The sequence below is a fragment of the Bradyrhizobium cajani genome, assembly GCF_009759665.1.
In the GTDB taxonomy this organism is placed as follows: Bacteria; Pseudomonadota; Alphaproteobacteria; order Rhizobiales; family Xanthobacteraceae; genus Bradyrhizobium; species Bradyrhizobium cajani.
Genome location: NZ_WQNE01000041.1, coordinates 1 through 22,729 on the forward strand (window position 1 = coordinate 1; position 22,729 = coordinate 22,729).

The window sequence follows — 22,729 nt, forward strand, 5'->3', positions numbered from 1 at the left end:
GGTCAGGGGCGGGTAGGGGGCTGCGGCGCCGTGTGCTATCGACCGTGGACGACGCTGTCGCTATTGGCAAGCGCCGACACATGACGGGCTCGTGACCACAACCATCAACATCAATGCCTACAGTGACGCGCTGGTGGTCCTCGGTACTGCCGGCGTCGTGGTGCCGATTGTCCGTCACTGGGGCATCAATCCCGTCCTGGGCTATCTCGGTGCCGGCGCCATTCTCGGTCCGCTCGGGCTCGGCTCGCTCGTTCGGGACCTCCCGTTCCTGTACTGGTTCACGGTGGCGGACGCGCAGAACGTCGAGGGTATCGCCAATCTCGGCATCGTATTCCTGCTATTCCTGATCGGGCTCGAGCTGTCGTTCAGGCGGCTCGTGACGATGCGACGCCTGGTGTTCGGGCTTGGTGGCTTGCAAGTACTGGCGACGTCCGCCATGATTTTCGGTGCGGCGCTTCTCGCCGGGCAGAACTCCGATACGGCCGTCATCCTTGGCGCGAGCCTTGCGCTGTCCTCGACGGCGATCGTGCTCGAGCTTCTGTCCGCCGAGAGACGACTTGCGACCACGGCCGGTCGCGCCAGCTTCTCGGTTCTGCTGGCCCAGGACCTTGCAGTAGTCCCCATTCTGGTCTTCGTCTCGGTGCTCGGCGCAGGCAGCGGCGGCTCCGTCGTGACGCACATCTCCAGTGCGATCCTGAAGGCGGTGCTCGCGGTCGCCGTCCTTATCCTGCTCGGACGGCTGCTGATGCGTCCGCTGTTCCAGACGGTTGCGGGCACCCATTCGACGGAATTGTTTGTCGCCGCGACCTTGTTCGTCATCGTCGGCGCCGGCCTTGCCGCGCACCAGGCGGGCCTGTCAATGGCGCTCGGAGCATTCGTTGCAGGGCTTATGCTGGCGGAAACGGAGTATGGCAAAGCCATTGAGGCCACCGTCGAGCCGTTCAAGGGCCTGCTGCTCGGCATCTTCTTCTTCACCGTCGGCATGGCCATCGACTTCCGCGTGTTCATGCGCGAGCCCGGTTGGCTGCTGGCCGCCGTTATCGGCATTCTCGCCGGCAAGGCAATCGTGGTCATCATCCTGGGCCGTCTCTTCAGGCTCTCATGGCCGGCGGCGATCGAGATCGGCTTCCTGCTGGGGCCGGTCGGCGAATTCGCTTTCGTCAGCATCGGAATGGCGGTGGCCGGCGGCCTGATCGAGCCTCACGTGTCGAGCTTTGCCATCGCCATCACCGCCGTGACGATGGCATTGACGCCGCTTCTGGGCCTGCTCGGACGACGATTGGCCGCGAAGCTGGGTAGCGAGCGCACGCCAGATCCCGAACTGGCGGTTCGGCCGCCCGGTGATCGGGCGCAGGCCATCGTGGTCGGCTACGGCCGCGTTGGAAAGGTCGTCTGTTCGCTGCTGACCAGCCATGGTCTGGACTACATCGCGGTCGATCACGAGGCAGTTGCCGTGGCGCGCGACCGTCGGGAGGGTCATAAGGTCTATTTTGGTGATGCGACAGAACCGGGCTTCCTCGAAGCTTGCGGCCTGATGCAAACGACCGGCGTGATCATTACCATTCAGTCGCGAACAGCGATCGATGCCGTCGTCGAGCGAATCCGCGCGGTGCGGCCGGATGTGCTGATCGTTTCACGCGCGCGGGACGCCGATCATGCCCGCCACCTCTATGCGATCGGCGCAACCGATGCGGTGCCGGAAACCATCGAGGCAAGCCTGCAGCTTTCCGAAGCCGCACTGGTCGGCCTCGGAGTTGCGGTCGGGCATGCGATAGCCTCGGTGCATGAGAAGCGGGACGAATTTCGGCTGACGCTGCAGCAGGCCGCCCGCATTGCAGGACAAGAGAAAGCTCGTCCGCTCGATCTCACGGGGCGCCTGCCCCCGCGCTAGCCGCTTATCCGGGCGGCGTGCGCCGCGACCGTCGTGATCTGGCAAAATCTGCCCGCGCAGACTACATCTGCGCCATGACCAACGCTCCGCTGGCAAACCCTCAGCTCCAGGATTTCATCGGTCGGCACGAACGGCTTTTCGTGCTGACCGGCGCCGGCTGCAGCACCAATTCGGGCATTCCCGACTATCGCGACAGCCACGGCAACTGGAAGCGGACCCAGCCGGTCAACTTTCAGGCCTTCATGTCGGACGAGCACACGCGCCGGCGCTATTGGGCGCGCAGCCTGATCGGCTGGCGGCGGTTCGGCCAGGCGAGGCCGAACGATGCGCATCATGCGCTGGCCCGACTCGAGGCGAACGGCCGGTGCGGGATGCTGCTGACCCAGAATGTCGACCGTCTGCATCAGTCCGCCGGCCACCGGCAGGTGATCGACCTGCACGGCCGGCTCGATCTGGTCCGCTGCATGGGCTGCGGCGGCAAGACGCCGCGCGATGAGTTTCAGCAGGCGCTTGGCCGGGCGAATGCGGCGTGGCTGACGCTCGATGCCGCCGATGCACCTGATGGCGACGCCGATCTGGAGCACGAGGATTTTTCCTCGTTCCACGTGCCGGCCTGCGAGGCCTGCGGCGGCATCCTCAAGCCCGACGTGGTGTTCTTCGGCGAGAATGTCCCTCGCGACATCGTCGCCGCCGCGCAGGATCATCTGGCTCAGGCCGACGCGATGCTGATCGTCGGCTCCTCGCTGATGGTCTATTCCGGCTTCCGCTTCGTGCAGGCCGCCTCGCGGCGCAACATCCCGATCGCGGCGGTCAATCTCGGCCGCACCCGCGCCGACGATCTCCTGACGCTGAAGGTCGAGGAGCGCTGCGAGGCGGCGCTTGCATTCCTGCTCTGAGGGAGGTGGCGGCTAAAGCATGATCCGGAAAAGTGCGCAGCGGTTTTCCGTCGCGACAAACGCGGAACGCGTTTGCGCGGAGATCATGCTCAAACAATAACCTAAAGCGCGATGACGATTCATCCTAATCCCATCGCGCTTTAGCCGGGCTTCGGATAGAGCCGCAGGAACGCCGTTGACGCCTCGCCTGCTCGCCGCGCGATCTCGCCGGTGCTCGGGCGATTGGTTGCCTGCAGCAACAGACCTGTCATCAGGTCGCCCCACAACAGTCCAAGGAACGTCTCGGTCATCGCGTCGGGCTCGCCGGCAAGAAGACCCGTCGATCTGGCGTTCGTCATGATCGTTCGCAGCGACTCGCGGATGGGCTTGCGGGCGATGCTGTCCAGCGCATGCGCGACCTTTGGCGCATGGACGGCTTCGGATATCGCCAGCCGGAACACGGCGACGACGACCGGATCGGTCGTTTCCGTCAAAAGCTTCGTTCCAAATGCGGTGAGCACTTTGGCCAGCATCTCCCTGTCGCGGAGCGCAGGCAGGTCCGTCGGTGCCTTGATCCGCTCGGCGCGCTCGGTGATGCAGGCGACCAGCATCGCCTCCTTGTTGCCGAACAGCGAATAGAGTTCGCGTTTTGAAACGCGTGCGCGCGTTGCGATCTCCAGGGTGCTGGTCTGCGCGTAACCACCTTCCATGAACGCGGAAAGCGCTGCGCCCAGGATCCGCTTGCGGACCTCATGTCCTTCGGCGTCGTCTTCGCGCGGCTCGATCTTCGGACTCATCGACGCAATCTTCCCCTTGCTTCCCCTTGAATTGGTACCATTTGGTACCATATCGCTCCTTGCGTGGTACCGCATCGTACCAGAACCAGGCGAGATGGGAAAGGATCGAGACGATGACAAAAATTACCCTCGTGACCTCCGCGGCAGGGGGCACCCAAGGTCAGACCGGCCGGCATGTGTCCGAAATGCTGCTCCAGCGAGGTCACCAAGTCCGAGCATTCGTGCGTCAAATCGACAGCCGATCCGATCGGCTGAAGTCACTCGGTGCGGAGATTTTCGTCGGCGACTTTCTTGACGTCCGCTCCGTCGAACAGGCGGCGAGGGGCGTCTCGTCGATCTATTTCGCCTATCCGGTCCAGGACGGACTGGCGGAAGCAACCGCGGCGATGGCGTTCGCGGCGCGGCGGCATGGCATTGCGCGGCTCGTCAACCTCGTGATGTACCAGTCGTCGATCGATGCGCCGACACCGCGCATGCGGCAGAACTATTTGTCCGAACAGGTGTTCGAATGGGCCGGCGTCGGGCCGCTGCATCTGCGGGCCACCGTCTTCTACGAGAACGTGGCTCGTCTCGTCGGTGCGAACCTGCCGGAGCGCGGTGCGATCCGCCTGCCGCTCGGCGATGAAGGCACCATCCTGCCGTTGATCTCGGCTGAAGACGTGGCGCGGGTCGCTGTCGGTCTGCTTGCCGGTCCGGAGCAAGCCGCGGGATCCGCGTATCCCATCATCGGCAGCGTCAATTCCGTCGGAGACATCGTCCGGGCGTTCGCGCGCGTCTTCGACAGGCACATCCATTACGAAGAAATCAGCGATGAGCAGTGGCGCAGCGAGGTGCTGGCGCGAGGCTGGAACACGCATGCGGTCGAGCACCTCTCCTCGCTCTGGAAGTCGCTGCGGGCCGCCCGCCTCTCGGCCGAGACCGCGCGCTTCGCTGTCACCGATGCCATCGCGAAAATCGGCGGTGTAGAGCCGAAGACGTTCGAGCAGTTCGTTCGCGAGCGACAGTCCGAGCTGCTTGCGCCCGCCGCGAAGGCGACGGCTTAAGCGGGAGGAATGCTCATGGACAGACGCCGGTTCTTGGCTGCGGCCCTGGCTCCGCTCGCATTGCAAGCGGCGCCGCTCACAGTGTCATCGAGCGCCTTTGCGGCAAATTCGGAACGGGACGAAAACATGACCAAGACAACGCAACGAATGATCGAAGCCAACGGAATTCGCCTCAACATTGCCGAGCAGGGCGAAGGCCCGCTGGTCCTGCTGGTCCATGGCTTCCCCGAGACGTGGTACTCCTGGCGGCATCAGATCGACGATCTTGCTGCCGCCGGCTTCCGTGTCGTCGCTCCCGACATGCGCGGCTACGGCAAGAGCGATGCGCCGCAGGCGATCGACCAGTATACGATCCTGCATCTCGTCGGAGACATGGTCGGCATTCTCGATGCATTGGGCGTGCCGACCGCCGTCATCGTCGGGCATGATTGGGGCGCCAGCGTTGCCTGGCAGGCGGCGCTCACGCGGCCTGATCGCTTCAAGGCCATCGCCGCGCTCAGCGTCCCGTTCCGGCCGCGCGCCAAGGCGCTACCGACCAGCCTCATGCCGCGCACGGAGGCTGCGCAGTTCTATCAGCTCTATTTCCAGGAGCCGGGTCCTGCCGAGGCCGAACTCGGACGCGATCCGCGTGCGACCCTTCGCAACATGCTGTTTGGCGCGTCCGGCGACGGTGTGGCCGCATCCCGCGCGGCCGGCGGGACACCGCCGAATCTCGCGATGGTCCCGAAGGGCGGCGGATTCCTGCAAGGACCCGGCGCGCCGCCAACACTGCCGTCGTGGATCAGCGAGCGCGACATCGACCATTATGGCGAGGAGTTCAAGCGGACCGGCTTTCGCGGCGCGCTGAACTATTACCGCAATCTCGATCGCAATTGGGAAATCACGGGTGCCTTGACGGGCCTTCAGGTCACCATACCCGCGCTCTACATGGCGGGCGATCGCGACTTTCTGCTGTCCTTTCCCGGAACGGATCAGTTGCTCGCAAATCTGAAGACACTCGTTCCCGGCTTGCGAAAGGTCCAGATGCTTCCGGGGTGCGGCCATTGGACCCAGCAGGAGCGACCAGGCGAAGTCAGTGCCGCTCTCGTTGAATTCATGCGCGCACTGCCCAGCCGTTCGTGAGCAATGCCGTCTTTTCGGAAAGCGTCGTGGTCAGGGCCGGTCGAACAACCGGCCCTGACTTGCAAGAGAGCTTGACCCAGCCACGTTGGCAATGCTGCATAGGTGCCACGCAAAACCGCCTTCTCGACCGACGCGCTCGCTGGTATGAAAATTGCTCCGTTTTCACCCCGAGTTTTGACGATCAGCCGGAGAATTTGGAATGCTTGAGGGAGCCGAGGTACGGCTTGCCGTCGATATCGGTGGCACGTTCACCGACATCGTGCTGGACGTGGGTCAGGATCGCAAAACCCGCAAGGTGCTGACGACGCCGCAGCGGCCCGAGCAGGCGGTGCTGGACGGCATGCGGCTCATTCTCACCGACGCGCGCGCGCATATCAGCGACATCGACGTCTTCATTCACGGCACCACGCTCGCGACCAACGCCATCATCGAGCGACGCGGCGCCAGGACGGCGCTGATTGCGACCGACGGCTTTCGCGACGTGCTCGATATCGGCACCGAGAGCCGCTACGACCAATATGATCTCAGCATCGACAAGCCGAAGCCGCTGGCGCCGCGCAGCCTGCGTTTCACCGTGCCCGAGCGCATCGACGCCCACGGTGCTGTTCGGCTCGCGCTGGATGAGGTGGCGGTGCGCGCGCTCGCGCCAAAATTGCGTGAGCGAGGCGTCGAGAGCGTCGCGATCGCCTTCCTGCACTCCTATGCCAATCCCGAGCATGAGCGCCGCGCAGCCGCGATCATCAGCGAGGAGATGCCCGGCATCTCCGTGACGGTGTCCTCCGCGGTGTGCCCGGAAATCCGGGAGTATGAGCGCACGTCTACCGCGGTTGCCAATGCCTATGTGCAACCCCTGATCGACGGTTATCTCGCGCGCATGGCGGACGCCTTGCAGGTCGAGCAATTCCGCGGTGCGATCTATCTCGTCACCTCCGGCGGCGGCGTCACCTCGATCGAGACGGCGCGGCGTTTTCCGGTGCGCCTCGTCGAATCCGGTCCCGCCGGCGGCGCCATTTTCGCGGCGCAGATCGCGGCGCGGCTCGGCGAGGGCAAGGTGCTGTCCTTCGACATGGGCGGCACCACGGCGAAGATCTGCCTGATCGAGAAGTACCAGCCCGAGACCTCGCGCGTGTTCGAGGTCGATCGCGCCGCGCGCTTCCTCAAGGGCTCCGGCCTGCCGGTGCGCATCCCCGTGATCGAGATGGTGGAGATCGGCGCCGGCGGCGGTTCGATCGCGCATGTCGACGCCATGAAGCGCGTCACTGTCGGCCCCGAGAGCGCTTCGTCCGAGCCGGGGCCGGCCTGCTACGGCCGCGGCGGCCAACGTCCGGCCGTGACCGATGCGGACGTTGCGCTCGGCATGATCGATCCCGACGCCTTTGCGGCCGGCACGATCAAGCTCGATCCGGAGCTTTCGAAACAGGCGCTGCTCCGCGACGTCGGTGAGCCGCTTGGGCTGTCGGCGGAAACCGCGGCCTATGCCGTGCATGAGGTCGTCTGCGAAAACATGGCAAGCGCGGCGCGCGTGCATGCGGTCGAGCGCGGCGAGATCGTCGGCCAGCACACGCTGATCGCCTTCGGCGGCGCAGCGCCGCTGCATGCGGCGCGCGTCGCCGAGAAGATCGGCGTCTCACGTGTGATCGTGCCGTCGAATGCCGGCGTCGGTTCGGCGGTCGGATTCCTCGCAGCTCCCATCGCCTATGAGCTGGTGCGCAGCCGTCATGTCCGGCTCGACGATTTCGACACCGAGGCGGTCTCGGACCTGCTCCAGGAGATGGTGACCGAAGCGCGCGCGCTGGTCGAGCCGGGCGCCGCCGGCGCCCCGGTGCGCGAACGCCGCGCGGCCTTCATGCGCTATGTCGGCCAGGGTCACGAGATCTCGGTTGAGCTGCCGAACCGGCGGCTGACATCGGCTGATCTCGCCGGTCTGCGCCAGAAATTCGAGGCGGATTATGCAGCGATGTTCGAGCGGCCGATCCCGGGCGCTGCGATCGAGGTGTTGAGCTGGTCGGTGCTCGCGACCACCGAGGCGCGCAATCCGCCCGCGGTCGCGGCCGTTGCACGCAGGCCCGCGGGCAAGGCCTCCGGCAGCCGCAAGTTCTTCGATGGCCGCGCCGGCGAGGTGATCGAGATCCCGCTCTATCGCCGCGAGGACATGGCGCCGGGCGCCACGATCGCGGGGCCAGCCGTGATCGCCGAGGACGAGACGTCGACTTTCGTCTCCAACAATTTTGACGCCCATATCGACGGCGCCGGCAGCATCGTCATGGAACGAAAGGCGGCTTGATCATGAGCAAGGCAAATGGCGCGAGCCTGATCGACCTCCAGATCATGTGGCACCGGCTGATCGCCGTCGTCGAGGAGCAGGCGCAAGTGCTGCTCCGCACCGCCTTCAGTCCGATCGTCCGCGAATGCGGCGACCTCTCTGCCGGCGTGTTCGATCTCAAGGGCCGCATGCTGGCGCAGGCGGTGACCGGCACGCCCGGTCACGTCAACTCGATGGCGGAATCGGTCAAGCACTTCATCGCCCACTTTCCGCTTCAGACCATGAAGGAGGGCGACGCCTACATCACCAACGATCCCTGGATGGGCACCGGCCATCTCAACGATTTCGTCGTCACCACGCCCTGCTTCAAGGACGGCAAGGTCGTCGCGCTGTTCTCCTGCACCAGCCATCTCATGGACATCGGCGGCATCGGCTTCGGGCCTGATGCCACCGACGTGTTCATGGAGGGGCTCTACATCCCCATGCTGAAGCTGATCGACCAGGGCGTCGTCAACGAGACGCTGATGGCGATGATCCGGACCAACACGCGTCTGCCGATCGACACCGAAGGGGACACCTATTCGCTCGCCGGCTGCAACGACGTCGGCTGCGAGCGCCTGGTCGAGATGATGACCGAGTTCGGCATCGACACGCTGGACGAGCTCGGCGACTACATCTGCGACCGCTCGCGCGAGGCCGTGCTGGCCGAGATCGCAAAGCTGCCGAAGGGAAGCTGGCGCAACACCATGGTCGTCGACGGCTATGATGCGCCGGTGACGCTGGCGGCGACGCTGACGATCTCGGACGAGGGCATCCACGTCGACTTCGACGGCACCTCGGCCGCCTCGAAGTTCGGCATCAACGTGCCCTTGTCTTACACCACTGCCTATACCGTGTTCGGTCTCGGCTGCGTCGTCGCCTCGCAGATCCCGAACAATGCCGGGTCGCTCTCGCCGCTGACGGTGTCGGCGCCGGCAGGCGCGATCCTCAACGCGCCGAAGCCGGCGCCGGTCGCCTCGCGCCACATCATCGGCCAGATGCTGCCGGATGTCGTGTTCGGCTGCCTGCGCCAGATCATTCCCGAGCGGGTGCCGGCGGAAGGCACCTCGTGCCTGTGGAATCTCAACGTGCGTGGACAGACCCGTTCGGGCATCGGCGGCAATTACGGGTTCTCGATGGCGGTGACCTCCAATGGCGGCACCGGCGCGCGCTTCGGCAAGGACGGGCTGTCGGCGACTGCTTACCCAAGTGGCGTGCGCGGCACGCCGGTCGAGATCGCGGAGACGCAGACGCCGTTGATCTTCTGGCGCAAGGAGCTGCGTCCGGATTCTGGTGGGGCAGGGCGCACCCGCGGCGGCCTCGGCCAGATCATCGAGGTCGGCAGCGGCGTCGATGCGCCGTTCGATATCCTGGCCGCCTTCGACCGCATCGATCATCCGCCGCGCGGGCGCGACGGTGGCAAGAACGGCGAGGCCGGTTACGTCGGCCTCAAGTCCGGCAAGAAGCTGCGTGGTAAGGGCTTCCAGCAGGTGCCGCCGGACGACCGGCTGGTGGTGCACACGCCCGGCGGCGCCGGCATCGGCGCTCCCACGGAGCGCGACCGCGCGGCGGTCAAGGACGACATCGAAAGCGGCCTCGTGTCCGCTGACAATGCGGTTGCAGTTTATGGGTACGCGCGCTGACACGTCAGTGCGCTTGGTAAACGGAGGGGCTCAATGATCACGCGACGGAACTTCACCGCGGGCGCAGCGACGCTGCTCGCCGCCGGTCACATCTCGACCCGCGCCCGCGCGGCGACGGCGAACTGGGACATGTCGACGGTGTGGCCCGACGGCAATTTCCACACCCAGAACGCTTTTGCCTTCGCGGAAGAGGTGAAGAAGCAGAGCGGCGGCTCGGTCAACATCACCGTGAAGGCCGGCGGCCAGCTCGGCTTCAAGGGTCCCGAGCATCTGCGGGCCGTGCGCGATGGCCTGGTGCCGCTCGCCGACGTCCTCAACATCCAGCAGGTCGGTGACGAGCCCTTCATGGGTGTCGAGAGCATCCCCTTCCTGTGCGGCTCGATGGACGAACTGAAGGTGCTGCACAAATATGTGCGGCCCGAATACGAGAAGGTCGCCGCGCGCAACAACCAGAAGATCCTCTACATCGTGCCGTGGCCGACGCAATATCTGCACCTCAAGGTGAAGGTCGCCGACGTCGAGGGCCTGAAGAACATCAAGATCCGCGTGCCCGACAAGAACGCCGTCGACATGCTGGCCGTGGTCGGCATGGCGCCGGTGATGATCCCCTGGGGCGAGACCATCCCCGCGCTTGCTTCTGGCGCGGTCTCCGGCGTCTCCACCTCGGCGGTGTCGGGCGTTGACGGCAAGTTCTGGGAATTCCTCAAATACATCTACCCGACCAACCACGTCTGGTCGTCGCAGATGCTCACCGTCAATCTCGACTCCTGGAAAGCACTCTCCAGCGATCAACAGAAGCTCGTCGCGGATATCGCCGCCAAGATGGAGCCCGGCTTCTGGGCGAACTCGCTCAAGGCCGACGTCGACAGCCTTAACCGTCTCAAGGAGGGCGGCATGGAGGTGATCCCGGTCTCGGACGCGATGATGACGGACATCCGCAGCAAGACCGCGCCGCAGCTCGATGCCTTCCTCAAGCGCGTGCCGGCAGCCGACAAGCCGGTGCGGGCCTATCTCGCCGAAATGAAGCGTGGCTGAGCGGCAAGTCGTGGTGAGCGTCTCGCCCGAAGCTCCGCAGAGCCTCAATGCAGCGGCGCCGGCGCCGCTGCGTATCCTGCTCGACGGCATCGATCGCCTCGGCCGGCTCGACGGCTGGATCGGCGGTGGCTGTCTGTTGATGCTGACCCTGCTGATGCTGTGCGAGGTCGCCACGCGCTTCCTCTCGAACTTCCTGTCGTTCTTCCCGCCGAGCATCTCGATCGCCTGGGAGTACTCGTCTTATCTGATGGCGGCGTCCTTTACCTTCGGCGCCGCCATGACCTTGCGCGTCGGCGGTCACATCCGTGTCGTCCTGCTGCTCAAGAACGCGCCGGCGCCGGTGCAGCGCGCGCTCGAGATCCTGTCGGCGGCGGCCGGCTTCGCCTTCATGGCGTTCCTGACGTCGGCGATGGCGAAGTTCGCGTTCGGCGCCTATGTGCGTGGTCAGGTCTCGACCTCGAGCGATACGCCGCTGTGGTTTCCCGAAGCGGTCGTCACCTTCGGCATGCTGCTGCTGACGCTCCAGTTCCTGGCGCGCGCGATCCAGGCCGTGCTCGGCCTGCCGCTGGAGGATCATCGCATGAAGGCCTCGCCCGTCGAATGAACGCCTTGCCCGCCATCGGATTCGAGATCGCATGACCATCGAAGTCGTCGCCCTGTTCGCGATCCTGTTTGCGTTGCTGGCTTGCGGCGTGTGGATCGGCCTCACGCTCGCGCTCACCGCCACGCTGCTGCTGGCGATGTTCCGCTCGATCCCACTCGACAAGCTGCTGCCGCAATACGCGTGGAACATCCTGACCACGCAAGAGCTCCTGGCACTGCCGCTGTTCATCCTGATGGGCGAGCTGCTCTTTCGCACCCGCTTGTCACGTTCGCTGTTCCAGGGGCTCGCGCCCTGGGCAGGGCTGCTGCCGGGCCGCCTTCTGCATGTCAACGTGATCGGCTGCACCATCTTCGCGGCGATCTCCGGCTCCTCGGCGGCGACGACGCAGGTGATCGGCCGCATGTCGCTCAACGAGCTCTTGCGTCGCGGTTATTCCCGCGACATCGCGATCGGCTCGCTCGCCGGCGCCGGCACGCTCGGCTTTTTGATTCCGCCGTCCAACATCATGATCATCTATGGCGTGCTCGGCGACGTCTCGATCCTCAAGCTGTTCACCGCCGGCGTCTTGCCCGGCCTGTTGCTGGCGGCCACCTTCATGGCCTGGGTGATGCTGCACACGAGCCTCAACGGCACGATGGTCCCGGAGACGGAAGCAAAACTCTCGCAAGTGCCGTGGAGCGAGCGCTTCGCGGCGCTGAAGGATCTCGCACCGGCGCTGTTCCTGATCGCCTGCGTGCTCGGCTCGATGTATGGCGGGCTCGCGACCCCGTCGGAAGCGGCGGCCGTCGGCGTGCTCGGCGCCGCACTGGTGGCCTGGGCGCAAGGCGCGATGTCGCAGCAGGTGATGCGGGACGTGCTGATCGGTTCGGTCGTCACCTGTTCGATGATTGCGCTGATCGTGCTCGGCGCCTCGATCCTCGGCAACGCGGCTGCCTTTCTCGGCATCCCGCAGGCAGTCGCAGCCTTCGTCAAAGGCCTGGGCCTGTCGCCCTTCATGCTGATCGTCGTGCTGGTCATCTTCTATCTCGTCCTCGGCTGCTTCCTCGACGGCTTCTCGATGATCGTGATGACGCTGCCGATCGTGCTGCCGATCGTGAAGGGTGCCGGCTTCGACGAGGTCTGGTTCGGCGTGTTCCTGGTGCTGGCCGTCGAGATGGCGCAGATCACCCCGCCGGTCGGGTTCAACCTGTTCGTGATCCAGGGCCTGACCGAAGACGGCCTCGGCTACATCGCACGCGTCACGCTGCCGTATCTGATGATCATGGTCGGCTTCGTGCTGCTGCTGACGATCTGGCCCGGTATCGTCACGATCCTGCCGCGGGTGCTGTACGGATAATGGCCATTGGCGAGCGCGTTTGACTGCGGGTAAACGGTCGGTGCGTTGATTTGACTGGGAGGATGCGCCGCACCACCGCCTGTCGAGGTCCGGCAGCGGCATCGACGCCCCTTCGACATCCTGGCGAGACAAACGGTCAGCGCAACTGACGTTTCCAATTCGCACCGCGCGTCAAATTCACGCCCGGTGCGCATTCCATCTTTGCGCTCCCTGTCATCCGGCGTACTCTATGCGAGCGAGCAGGAGCGCTACAGCAACCGATCCAATGAATGTAGCTCCTTTTGGCGGTGTCCGCCGAGAGAGATCGAGAACTGTTGGCAGAAACTCATATGCGATGGAGAGGAACCGACATGTAGCGAGCCGCTAACGTCCCTCGCGGCGACGTTAGACGCAAATTTCAACAAACAATAGAACGGGAGGAACGGATGAAGAAGCGTTGGCGTAGTTCTGGTCTACCTCTTGTTGCTGGCGCGACGCTGATCGTGTCGTCGGCGTTGGCCCAAACAGTGAATACTGCCCGGATCGACGGCGCCGGTCAGAACGATTGGCTGACTTATCACGGTTCATACAAATCCTATCACTACAGCCCGCTCGCGCAGATCAATGCGAGCAACGTCGGAAATCTGAGCGTCGCCTGGATCCACATTCCCGGACGCTCGACCCGTGGCCTGCAGTCAATGCCGCTGGTGGCCGACGGCGTGCTCTACTACTCGGGTTCCTATAGCCGGGTGTTTGCGCTGAACGGCGCAACGGGCGAGGTCATCTGGTCGTACTTCCCGGAGTTGGACGAGGCGCTCATCAGCCGACAGACCCACTCGCCCTACAACCGCGGTGTAGCTCTCGGCGAAGGCAAGGTCTTTGTCGGTACGATGGATGGCCGTCTGTTCGGGCTGGACGCGAAGTCGGGGAAGGTCCTCTGGGAAACCAGGCTGATCGACTCGCAGAAGCTCACGGTCGGCTTCACCGGCGCGCCGCTTTACGCGAAGGGTACGGTGATCATCGGAGCGCAAGGCGGTGAATGGCCGGGCCGCGGCCCGATCTTCGCCGTGGATGCCACCACCGGAAAGAAGAAGTGGGAGTTCCTGACGGTCGCAGGCACCGACGAGGCCATGAAGACGTGGGGGAGCGATTCCTGGCGCACAGGCGGGGGCGGCGGCTGGATGCCGGGCACCTACGACTCCGAGACCAACACCATCCTGTGGGGCACCGCGAATCCCGCGCCGCTCTACGATTGGTCGGGCGCCGATTACAAGACGCAAGGTGCGCGTCCCGGCGACAATCTCTACACGAGCTCGGTGATCGGTCTCGACATCGATACGGGAAAGCTGAAATTCTATCATCAGGAACTGCCGCACGACGCTTGGGACTTCGACAGCGCCGTCGGCGAGTTCGTGATGCTCGAGCGCGACGGCCAGAAATACGTGGTTCATCCGAACAAGGGCGGCTTCGTCTTCGTCTACGACCGCAATCTCGGTGTGAAGAACGTCTGGCGGCTGGTTGAGAACATCAACTTCGTCAAGGATATCGATCCCAAGACCGGCGCGCTGATCGGCCGTCGCGACTTCACCGCGGGGAAGGTCACCGAACCGCCGCTGTGTCCGTTCATTGGTGGTGGCATCAGCTGGAACGCCGGATCATACAGCCCGAAGACGGGCCTTTACTACAAGATCGGCCAGGAATGGTGCATGACGCTCGACGTTCAGAAGACGACGCCGGTCACCGCGCCCCAGGTCCAGCTCAACATCGGCGCCGACTTCAAGATGGCGCCCCCTCCGGGCGGCGAGATCTATGGACATCTCGACGCGCGCGATCCCATCACCGGAGCCAAGAAGTGGGAGGTTCGCTATCCCGAGCCGCCGCTTGGGAGTGTCCTGTCGACCGCGGGCAATCTCGTATTCGTGCCCGACTCGCGCGGCATCCTCCATGCCTACGATGCTGAAACCGGGACCGAGCTCTGGAATCACAACAATGGCACCGGCCATCAGGGCGGCATCGTCAGCTATTCCGTCAACGGCAAACAGTACATTGCCGTGACCGCAGGCTTTGGCGGTATGCTGGCGGACGAGTACGCGCCGAACTTCGGCGGCGTCTACAAGAGCATGCCGCGCGACGACGGAGCGCTCATCGTCTTCAGCCTGAAATAGACCATCGCAGATTGCCGGGGAGCAGGCGCAAGCCCGCTCCCCGTGCATTGGAGTTGCGGGCGTGCTTCGGGACATGGAGCTGGATACCTTGAAATTGCATTTGAAGAACTGCACTGCGCTGCTATCGGCGGTGCTGGGCGCCTCGTCGCTCTGTGCCGCACAGGTTCAAGCGCAGTCTGCTACCCCTGCACCTGAGAACGGGACATTCGATGTCGATCAGTTGTTCGCGGGGACTTGCGGCTTCTGTCACTCCGACGGCGGCCGGGCTGCCGGCAAGGGACCGCAACTGATGAATTCGCCGCGCGACGACGACTTTCTGCATAACCGCATCAAGAACGGCAAGTCTGGCGCGATGCCGGCATTCGGCGGGGCCTTCACCGACGCGCAGATCGATCTGATGGTCAAATACATCCGCGCCTTGAAGCCGCGGGAGGGATGAATCGCCGAGGCCGGTCGATCGATACGAGGACGCGGAATGAAGACAGTTCTCCCGCTTGTGGTCGGCGCCGTCATCGGACTGTCCGGTCCGGTGCAGGCGCGAACCCTGGATGCGATCCGTTCGTCCGGCGTGCTCGGACTATGCGCCCATCCCAACTCGCTTCCGTTCGCGAGCAAGGCCGGCAATCCTCCCGGCTTTCAGGTTGAATTGGGGCAGGCGCTGGCACGCGAGCTCGGCGTGTCGCTGCGGCTCGACTGGATCATCACCCAATACCAGATGCGGAGCGCCGGCTGTGACATTCTTCTCGATGTCATCGCCGACCGCGAGGCGCAGGGCGAGACCCGCTTGAGGATCTCAAAACCGTATTATCGCACAGGCGTCGCACTCGCCGTGCCATCATCCAGCACGCTGGCCTCGTTCCTCGACCTCAACGAGCATACCAAAGTGGGGGTGCAGGTCGGATCCATGGCAGCCATGATCATCGGTCGACGGCACGTGCCTACGTCGACCTTCGGCTTCGAGAGCGACAGCCTCGACGCCCTGTCAAACCATGAGATCGATGCCGCTGCGGTCACACCCACGGCGGCAAGCTATTTCAATCTGACGCATCCGGACAAGGCGCTTCGCATCCTGGATCGCGACGAGAGCGTGGCCGATCTCAACTGGAACGTCGCCGTCGGCATGGTCCGTCCGGATGATGCGATGCGCGAAGCCATCGATGGAGCCATTGAACGATTGCGGAAAGACGGCTCGATCGATCGGATCTACGGCCGCTACGGGGTCGTGCTGCAAGCGCCAAGGTAGCGACGGGCAACAGGTCCGGAGCATCCGGTCGGGAGATATGGAAGACTGGCTTTGCACAATCGCCCGCCGTCCCGGCCGGGACGGCGGGCGAATTCGCGTGTCATTACGCCGCCGCCTTCTTCCGCGCCTGCTCGGCCTTGTACAGCTCGAACTCCTCCGCGATCGCCTTCGCGACCGACGGGCGTTGCCGCATGCGCTCGTAATAGGCCTTCAGGTTCGGCCATTTTGCGAGCTCGATCGGCGGTGTCGCCATGGTCCAGTTGATGACCGTGACGAGATAGGCGTCCGCGACGCTGAAATGGTCGAGCAGGAAGTCGCGGCCTTTCAAATGATTGTCGAGATAGTCGAGCCGCGACAGGTTCTTCTCCAGCGCATAGGCCTTGGCTTCCTGCGGCGCCTTGCGGTCGAGCAGGGGGATGAACAGCGCCTTGTGCAGCTCGGTGCCAATGAAGCAGAGCCATTGATGCAGCCGCGTGCGCTCGATGCCCGCGGTGGCGCCGAGGCCGGATTGCGGGAAGCGGTCCGCGACATATTGCAGGATCGCCGCGTTCTCGGTCAGCACCACGCCCTCGTCGGTGCGCAGCGTCGGCACCAGGCCGATCGGGTTGACGGAGCGGAAGTCTGTGCCGTCGCTCAGCACTTTCTTCGTCGGCGGGTCGACTTCGAGATAATTCGCTTCGGCGCCGGCTTCGTACAGCGCAACCCGCGTCGCCATCGAGCAGGCAAGCGGCGAGAAATAGAGATCCATCTGTAGCCTCCTTGGGCAATTCCTTCGGTATCGTCCTGGCATGTCTCTTGGGACGTCGCACAACCTGGCCAGATTGATTTTTGTACTGTCTTGCATAATATATGGCCGGTCAAGGATTATTTTGCGAAATGGTACAAAAATCGAAGCCGCCCGCCGCAGCCAACGCGCCCAAGCGTCGTGGCCGCCCCCGCGCTTACGAGCCCAATGTTGCACTCGGCAAGGCGCTCGACCTGTTCCGCAGGCAGGGATTTGCCGCGACGTCGCTGGACGATCTCAGCGAAGCCACCGGCATGAATCGCCCGAGCCTCTATGGCGCTTTCGGCGACAAGCGGGAGCTCTACATCAAGAGCTACCAGCGCTATCGCGAGGAAGCGCGCGCAGCGATGGTGGAGATCTTTCGCCAGGAGATGCCCGTGCGCCAGCGGCTGGAGCGCATCTTCGCGTCCGCGCTGAACATCTATCTGTCCGGCGACACCGGTCCGCGCGGCTGCTTCACGGTGGTGACCGCAGCGTCCGAAGCCGTCGGTGATCCCGAGATTCGCGCCATGGTGCTCGACGGTCTCGCCGAGCTCGACAAGGCTTTCACGAGTTGCTTCCGCCGCGCCATCGAGAACGGGGAGTTGCCGGAGCGCGCCGATCCGGCCGTGCTGGCGCAACTCGCGTCGTCGACCGTGCACTCGATCGCCATCCGCTCGCGCGCCCGCGTTCCGCGCAAGGAGCTGGAGGCGCTCGTGAAAGGCGCGATCGACGTGATGGTGGGGACCAAGCGCTAAAGCGCGATGAGATTGGGATGAATCGTCATCGCGCTTTAGGTTGTTGTTTGAGCATGATCTTTTCGGAAAACCGCTTCACACTTTTCCGGATCATGCTTTAGGCTGGAAGCGAAGCCTCAATATCCCCTTGCTCGATCCACCACATTCTCCAGCGCGCCGCCCGCCTCGAAGCGCGCGATCTGCTCGGCGACATAGGCCGAGATGGCGTCCGCGTCGGTGTCCGCCGCATTGTGCGGCGTCAGCAGCACCTTGGGATGGGTCCAGAACCGGCTGTCCGCCGGCTGCGGCTCCTGCACGAAGACGTCGAGCGAGACGGCGCCCAGCGTGCCGTCATCGAGGCAGGCAAGGATGTCGGCTTCGTTCTGCAAGCCGCCGCGGCCGGCATTGATCAGCACAGGCGCGCCGAACGGGCTCTTGCGGTTGAGTTTTGTAAATACGTCGCGGTTGAGGATGCCGTTTGTATCAGGCGTCAGCGGCAGCAGGCTGACGAGGATATCGGTCTTGCGCAGGAACGCATCCATTCCGTCCGCGCCATGGAAGCACTCGACGCCCTCAATGGTGCGCGGGCTGCGGCTCCAGCCGGCGACGCGGAAGCCGAGCCGCCGCAGCACATCGGCTGCGTCGGCACCCAGCGTGCCGAGGCCCATGACGCCAACCGTGACCGCGCTCGCCGGCCACTGATATGTCGGCTCCCAGCGCTTCTCGCGCTGGGATTGCCGCAGGTAAAGCTCCTGGCGGTGGTGCATCAGCACGTGCAGCACGACATATTCGGTCATGCGATTGGTCAGATCGGGCACGGCGACGCGGACCAGCGGCACGTCGGGCAGGCTCTTGTCAGCCATCAGCGCATCGACGCCCGCACCGAGATTGAAGATCGCCCGCAGATTGGGAAAGGCGCCGAGGTCGCCCGGCACCGGCTTCCACACCGCGGCATAGTGCACCTCGGCCGGATCGAGCCCCGCATCGGGCAGCAGCACCACGCGGCGGCCGCCGCAGACCGCGTCGAACCGGACCTTCCAGCGCTCCGGCAGCCAGTTTTGCTGTGTGCTGTTGATCAGGACGGCCAGTGTGCCTTGGGTCATTCGAAGTGCCTCGTCGAGTTCCGCGCTTGCGGGCTCTCCTTGGCACGATCTGTCGGATTTTTCTTGCAAATTTTTTCCGCAGTCCTGTCGGGGCGGGGCATAGTGGATCGTCTTCAGGACAAGACCCAAGGAAATGTCGCCCATGCTTTACGCCATCCTTTGCTATCATGATGAGGACTTCGTCGGCTCCTGGAGCAAGGACCAGGACGAGGCCGTGATGAAGAAGCTCGCCGTGGTGCAGGAGAAGCTGACACAGCAGGGTCGGCTCGGCCCGGTGGCGCGGCTGTTGCCGACCACGGCCGCCGCGACCCTGCGCAAGGAAGACCCGCCGCTGGTGCTCGACGGTCCCTATGCCGAGACCAAGGAGCAGCTGCTCGGCTTCTACATCGTCGACTGCAAGAATCTCGACGACGCCCTCGACGTCGCGCGCGACCTCGGCGCGGCCAACCCCGGCGGCGCCTATGAAGTGCGTCCCGTCGGCGTGTTCCGGCCCGGAGGGAATTTGACGTGAGCGACACCGATGCCGCCTGGATCGAGACCGCGCTGACCTCGGCGCGACCCCAGGCGGTGGGCGCGCTGCTGCGCTATTTCCGCGATCTCGACACCGCAGAAGAGGCGTTCCAGAACGCCTGCCTCCGTGCGCTCAGGGCCTGGCCGCAGAACGGGCCGCCGCGCGATCCCGCGGCCTGGCTGATCATGGTCGGGCGCAATGTCGCGATCGACGAGGTTCGCCGCACCCGCAAGCAGCAGCCATTGCCCGAGGATGACCAGGCGATCTCCGACCTCGGCGATGCCGAAGGCGCGCTCGCCGAACGGCTCGACGGCTCGCACTACCGCGACGACATCCTGCGGCTGATGTTCATCTGCTGCCATCCGCAGCTCCCGGCGACGCAGCAGATCGCGCTCGCGCTGCGCATCGTCTCCGGCCTCACCGTGAAGCAGATTGCCCGCGCCTTCCTGGTCTCGGACGCCGCGATGGAGCAGCGTATCACGCGGGCCAAGGCCAAGGTCGCGGAAGCCGGGACGCCGTTCGAAGCGCCCGGCGCGGTCGAGCGCTCTGAGCGACTCGCCGGTGTCGCGGCGATGATCTACCTGATCTTCAACGAGGGCTATTCGGCGAGCGGCGAGACTGCGGAGCTTCGCAAGCCGCTCTGCGAGGAGGCGATCCGCCTGGCGCGGCTGCTGCTGCGATTGTTCCAGAGCGAGCCGGAGATCATGGGCCTGACGGCTCTGATCCTGCTCCAGCATGCGCGCAGCGCCGCGCGCTTTGCGGACGATGGCTCGCTGATCTTGCTGGAAGACCAGGACCGTTCGCTGTGGAACGGCACCATGATCGCGGAGGGGCTGGCGCTGATCGACAAGGCGATGCGCCACCGCCGCAGCGGGCCCTACCAGATCCAGGCCGCGATCGCGGCGCTGCATGCGCGCGCTTTGAGGCCCGAGGAGACCGACTGGACCCAGATCGACCTGCTCTATGGCGCGCTGGAGTTGGTGCAGCCCTCGCCGGTGGTGACGCTCAACCGCGCGGTCGCGGTCTCCAAGGTGCGCGGACCGCAAGCCGCGCTCGATCTGATCGAGCCGCTGGCGCCGAAGCTCGCCAACTATTTCCATTTCTACGGCGTGCGCGGTGCCTTCCTGATGCAGCTCGGCCGCAACGACGAGGCCCGCATCGCCTTCGACCGCGCCATCGCGCTCGCCAACACCTCGGCGGAAGCCGCCCACATCCGCATGCATCTGGATCGCCTGATCCGGGACAGCCAGCCGAAGCCGAAGGAAAGCGCGAAGGCGAAGTGACGCGGCTTCGCGTCATTCCGGGGCGGTCCGCAGGACCGAACTATGGTGCGCAGTTGCGCACCTGAGAATCTCGAGATTCCGGGTCTGGTCCTGCGGACCATCCCGGAATGACGACCAAAATTGTTTCCAGCCAATTGTCGGCCCCAGCCTCTCCCCTTCGTCTTAATCCTGTATCCAGGGAGCCATTCATGCTGAAAGCCTTTGCCGTCGTCGCCGTCGCACTTGCGGTCGGAGTTGCCGCCGTCCTCGTCTTTGCCCTCACCAAGCCCGACACGTTCCGCGTCGAGCGCAGCCTCGCCGTGAAAGCGCCGGCCGATGCGATCTATCCCGCGGTCGCCGATTTCCACCGCTGGACCGCCTGGTCACCCTACGAGAATCGCGATCCCGCCATGAAGCGGACCTTTGGCGGAACCGCTGTCGGCAAGGGCGCGACCTATGCGTGGGACGGGAACAACAATGTCGGGGCCGGCCACATGGAGATCCTCGAGGCGAACGCATCGTCGAAGCTTCGCATCAAGCTCGATTTCGAACGTCCCTTCGAAGGCCACAACACCGCCGAGTTCACCTTTGTGCCGCAAGGCGATGCCACACTGGTGACGTGGGCGATGTACGGCCCGGCGCCGTTCCTGTCCAAGGTGATGCAGGTGTTCATCAACATGGACAGCATGATCGGCAAGGACTTCGAGGCCGGGCTCGGCAGCCTGAAGAAGCTCACCGAGAAGTAGCAAGACTTATTACCCAGGGAGAAAGACGATGCTCAATGCCTATCTGTTCTATCAGGACACCTGTGAAGCAGCGTTCAATTTCTACGCCAAGGTGCTCGGCGGCAAGATCGACGCGATGATGCGTGCATCGGATGCGCCGCCGGACATGCCCGCGGCCCCCGGCCGCGAGAAGACGATCATGCACGCGCGGATGTCACTGCCCGACGGCAGCGTATTGATGGCCTCCGACGCGCCGGCCGAGCATTTTCACAAGCCGCAGGGCTTCTCGATCTCGCTCACGGTCAAGGACCCCGCGGACGGCGAGCGCAAGTTCAACGCGCTCGCCGACGGCGGCTCCGTCACCATGCCCTTCAGCAAGACGTTCTGGGCCAAGGGCTTTGGCATGTGCGTCGACAAGTTCGGCATTCCCTGGATGGTGAACTGCCCTGCGGAGGGGATGTGACAGGCGCACTTGCCTGATGCACCACGCGGCGCTCCCTCTCCCCATTGTATCGGGAGGGGGCGCACGCACAGTGCCGCGCCAATTGCGATTGATCTGACTTTAGCGAATCGACCCGGTGGTGTCCTCGCCCGGCGGCGGTGATGGAACGCAGCGCGGGCAGATCACGAGCTTGGCGCCGAGTCGCCTGTCGTTCTCCGCTTCGATTTCGTCATGGACCGCCCACCATGCCTCGGAGTAGGGGCGCAACGTGCCGAGCACTCTTTCCCGCTCCTGATTGGGATCACTCTCGGCAGGCGGGGGACTGGCCACGCGCTGCTTCGTGACGGGGGGCCGATTCGGATTCCGGCCAAGACCATCCCATGCGATCGAACGGCGCTCCTGCGCAGGCGCGACAGTGCATCCCAGCAGTGCTGCGCAAAAAGTGAGCAAGAGAAAGCCGTGTCGTATCATGCCGGATCCTTGGTGTGGTGCGTGACACGCAGAATCCGCCTGGGAGACCTTGCATCGCGTCGGTTGAATGGAACCAAAGGGAAATGACGTGGCCGGCATGGCCGAATATGGAGTCTTGCTGTCGCATCACTTTGCGAGAGCAGTGAGGCCGCTTCGTGAAAAGGTGCGGCCCGCATCGCACAACAATTGGCGCAATATTAGGCTGTGAACTCCGCGACAGAATCGCTAATCATATTCACAAATTCTACAAACAGGGGTGGGCGTGACTTGGAAGGGGAGCGACCGATGGCGACGGCGCTACAAATCAACTTTGCACTTTGGGGTATGCTCATCTGCGCAAGCATGGAATTGACGCAGATGATTCAGAGGTTCTTTTAGGACATCAGCCAGTTTGCGATGGCCATGGCGCCCTCTGAGAGAGCGTAGAACCAGCCAAGCGTTGCCACGGTGCTCGTGAGCAGGAACGCGATGCCGATCGCTTGTTCGCCGCCCATTCGAGACAGGGACGATTGCGACAGAAGCGATTGCGATGCGGGCGATTGCGCCTGCGTGTCCGCATGTCCGTCGGTGCCGATGCCGGTCATGAACGTCTCCGCAGACATTTGTGTCGCGCGGCCTCAGGTATGCCAAGCCAAGTTGGCGTTAGTGTGACGCGGTCACAGAGGCAACGCATTTTCGCC

The 22,729-nt window shown here is 64.3% G+C and carries 22 protein-coding genes; 17 read left to right on the forward strand and 5 right to left on the reverse strand.

Features of this window, described 5'->3' with window-relative positions; translation table 11 throughout:
- Nucleotides 1–91 precede the first annotated feature (91 nt).
- Together GPL20_RS33280 and GPL20_RS33285 are read left to right on the forward strand one after the other, a co-directional pair.
- Nucleotides 92–1,891, forward strand: a complete 1,800-nt coding sequence (locus tag GPL20_RS33280; RefSeq protein ID WP_254125424.1) for a cation:proton antiporter domain-containing protein — start codon at nt 92–94, stop codon at nt 1,889–1,891.
- A 74-nt stretch (nt 1,892–1,965) separates the two neighbouring features.
- Nucleotides 1,966–2,787: an NAD-dependent protein deacetylase gene (locus GPL20_RS33285; protein WP_157335906.1), complete on the forward strand. Its 822-nt coding sequence runs from the start codon at nt 1,966–1,968 to the stop codon at nt 2,785–2,787.
- 140 nt (nt 2,788–2,927) lie between these two features.
- Here GPL20_RS33285 and GPL20_RS33290 read toward each other — a convergent pair whose 3' ends face one another.
- Nucleotides 2,928–3,563, reverse strand: a complete 636-nt coding sequence (locus GPL20_RS33290) for a TetR/AcrR family transcriptional regulator (protein ID WP_157335908.1) — start codon at nt 3,561–3,563, stop codon at nt 2,928–2,930.
- A 113-nt stretch (nt 3,564–3,676) separates the two neighbouring features.
- Between GPL20_RS33290 and GPL20_RS33295 the strand changes: the two genes are divergently transcribed.
- From GPL20_RS33295 to GPL20_RS33340, 10 genes are all read left to right on the forward strand, one after another.
- Nucleotides 3,677–4,606 carry an NmrA family NAD(P)-binding protein gene (locus GPL20_RS33295; RefSeq protein WP_157335910.1) on the forward strand — a complete coding sequence of 310 codons (930 nt, stop codon included), beginning with the start codon at nt 3,677–3,679 and terminating at the stop codon, nt 4,604–4,606.
- Between the two features lie 126 nt (nt 4,607–4,732).
- Nucleotides 4,733–5,728 carry an alpha/beta fold hydrolase gene (locus GPL20_RS33300; RefSeq protein WP_157335912.1) on the forward strand — a complete coding sequence of 332 codons (996 nt, stop codon included), beginning with the start codon at nt 4,733–4,735 and terminating at the stop codon, nt 5,726–5,728.
- A gap of 199 nt (nt 5,729–5,927) precedes the next feature.
- A complete protein-coding gene (locus tag GPL20_RS33305; protein ID WP_157335914.1) occupies nt 5,928–8,012 on the forward strand; it encodes a hydantoinase/oxoprolinase family protein in 2,085 nt (694 codons plus the stop codon).
- A gap of 2 nt (nt 8,013–8,014) precedes the next feature.
- Nucleotides 8,015–9,673: a hydantoinase B/oxoprolinase family protein gene (locus tag GPL20_RS33310; protein ID WP_157335916.1), complete on the forward strand. Its 1,659-nt coding sequence runs from the start codon at nt 8,015–8,017 to the stop codon at nt 9,671–9,673.
- A gap of 33 nt (nt 9,674–9,706) precedes the next feature.
- On the forward strand, nt 9,707–10,708 hold the full coding sequence (locus GPL20_RS33315) for a TRAP transporter substrate-binding protein (RefSeq protein WP_157335918.1): 1,002 nt from the start codon (nt 9,707–9,709) through the stop codon (nt 10,706–10,708).
- 10 nt (nt 10,709–10,718) lie between these two features.
- Nucleotides 10,719–11,312, forward strand: coding sequence for a TRAP transporter small permease subunit (locus GPL20_RS33320; protein ID WP_212431363.1), 594 nt, complete (start codon nt 10,719–10,721; stop codon nt 11,310–11,312).
- A gap of 31 nt (nt 11,313–11,343) precedes the next feature.
- Entirely contained in the window at nt 11,344–12,648 is a 1,305-nt protein-coding gene (locus tag GPL20_RS33325) for a TRAP transporter large permease (RefSeq protein WP_157335920.1), read from the forward strand.
- Nucleotides 12,649–13,073: 425 nt separating this feature from the next.
- Nucleotides 13,074–14,792: a pyrroloquinoline quinone-dependent dehydrogenase gene (locus tag GPL20_RS33330; protein ID WP_157335922.1), complete on the forward strand. Its 1,719-nt coding sequence runs from the start codon at nt 13,074–13,076 to the stop codon at nt 14,790–14,792.
- An 88-nt stretch (nt 14,793–14,880) separates the two neighbouring features.
- The gene (locus GPL20_RS33335) at nt 14,881–15,231 is read left to right on the forward strand and encodes a c-type cytochrome (RefSeq protein ID WP_246251158.1); all 351 of its coding nucleotides are present in this window, start codon (nt 14,881–14,883) and stop codon (nt 15,229–15,231) included.
- 36 nt (nt 15,232–15,267) lie between these two features.
- On the forward strand, nt 15,268–16,035 hold the full coding sequence (locus GPL20_RS33340; protein ID WP_157335925.1) for a substrate-binding periplasmic protein: 768 nt from the start codon (nt 15,268–15,270) through the stop codon (nt 16,033–16,035).
- Between the two features lie 103 nt (nt 16,036–16,138).
- Here the strand turns inward: GPL20_RS33340 and GPL20_RS33345 are convergent, their stop codons facing one another.
- Entirely contained in the window at nt 16,139–16,783 is a 645-nt protein-coding gene (locus GPL20_RS33345) for a glutathione binding-like protein (RefSeq protein ID WP_157335927.1), read from the reverse strand.
- Between the two features lie 128 nt (nt 16,784–16,911).
- On the opposite strand from GPL20_RS33345, the gene GPL20_RS33350 reads away from it, so the two are divergent.
- The gene (locus GPL20_RS33350) at nt 16,912–17,556 is read left to right on the forward strand and encodes a TetR/AcrR family transcriptional regulator (RefSeq protein WP_157335929.1); all 645 of its coding nucleotides are present in this window, start codon (nt 16,912–16,914) and stop codon (nt 17,554–17,556) included.
- Between the two features lie 116 nt (nt 17,557–17,672).
- Here the strand turns inward: GPL20_RS33350 and GPL20_RS33355 are convergent, their stop codons facing one another.
- Nucleotides 17,673–18,638, reverse strand: a complete 966-nt coding sequence (locus tag GPL20_RS33355; protein ID WP_157335931.1) for a 2-hydroxyacid dehydrogenase — start codon at nt 18,636–18,638, stop codon at nt 17,673–17,675.
- A gap of 142 nt (nt 18,639–18,780) precedes the next feature.
- Between GPL20_RS33355 and GPL20_RS33360 the strand changes: the two genes are divergently transcribed.
- The 4 genes from GPL20_RS33360 (at nt 18,781) to GPL20_RS33375 (ending at nt 21,599) form a co-directional block, all read left to right on the forward strand.
- Nucleotides 18,781–19,149 carry a YciI family protein gene (locus GPL20_RS33360; protein ID WP_007614296.1) on the forward strand — a complete coding sequence of 123 codons (369 nt, stop codon included), beginning with the start codon at nt 18,781–18,783 and terminating at the stop codon, nt 19,147–19,149.
- On the forward strand, nt 19,146–20,432 hold the full coding sequence (locus GPL20_RS33365; protein WP_254125421.1) for an RNA polymerase sigma factor: 1,287 nt from the start codon (nt 19,146–19,148) through the stop codon (nt 20,430–20,432). The genes GPL20_RS33360 and GPL20_RS33365 overlap by 4 nt, the downstream gene beginning before the upstream one ends.
- Before the next feature lie 188 nt (nt 20,433–20,620).
- Nucleotides 20,621–21,157 carry an SRPBCC family protein gene (locus GPL20_RS33370; RefSeq protein ID WP_157335933.1) on the forward strand — a complete coding sequence of 179 codons (537 nt, stop codon included), beginning with the start codon at nt 20,621–20,623 and terminating at the stop codon, nt 21,155–21,157.
- A 28-nt stretch (nt 21,158–21,185) separates the two neighbouring features.
- Nucleotides 21,186–21,599: a VOC family protein gene (locus tag GPL20_RS33375; RefSeq protein ID WP_157335935.1), complete on the forward strand. Its 414-nt coding sequence runs from the start codon at nt 21,186–21,188 to the stop codon at nt 21,597–21,599.
- A gap of 99 nt (nt 21,600–21,698) precedes the next feature.
- On the opposite strand, the gene GPL20_RS33380 is transcribed toward GPL20_RS33375, so the two are convergent.
- Together GPL20_RS33380 and GPL20_RS33385 are read right to left on the reverse strand one after the other, a co-directional pair.
- Nucleotides 21,699–22,049: a hypothetical protein gene (locus GPL20_RS33380; RefSeq protein WP_157335937.1), complete on the reverse strand. Its 351-nt coding sequence runs from the start codon at nt 22,047–22,049 to the stop codon at nt 21,699–21,701.
- 374 nt (nt 22,050–22,423) lie between these two features.
- Nucleotides 22,424–22,633, reverse strand: coding sequence for a hypothetical protein (locus GPL20_RS33385; RefSeq protein ID WP_157335939.1), 210 nt, complete (start codon nt 22,631–22,633; stop codon nt 22,424–22,426).
- Between the last annotated feature and the right edge of the window lie 96 nt (nt 22,634–22,729).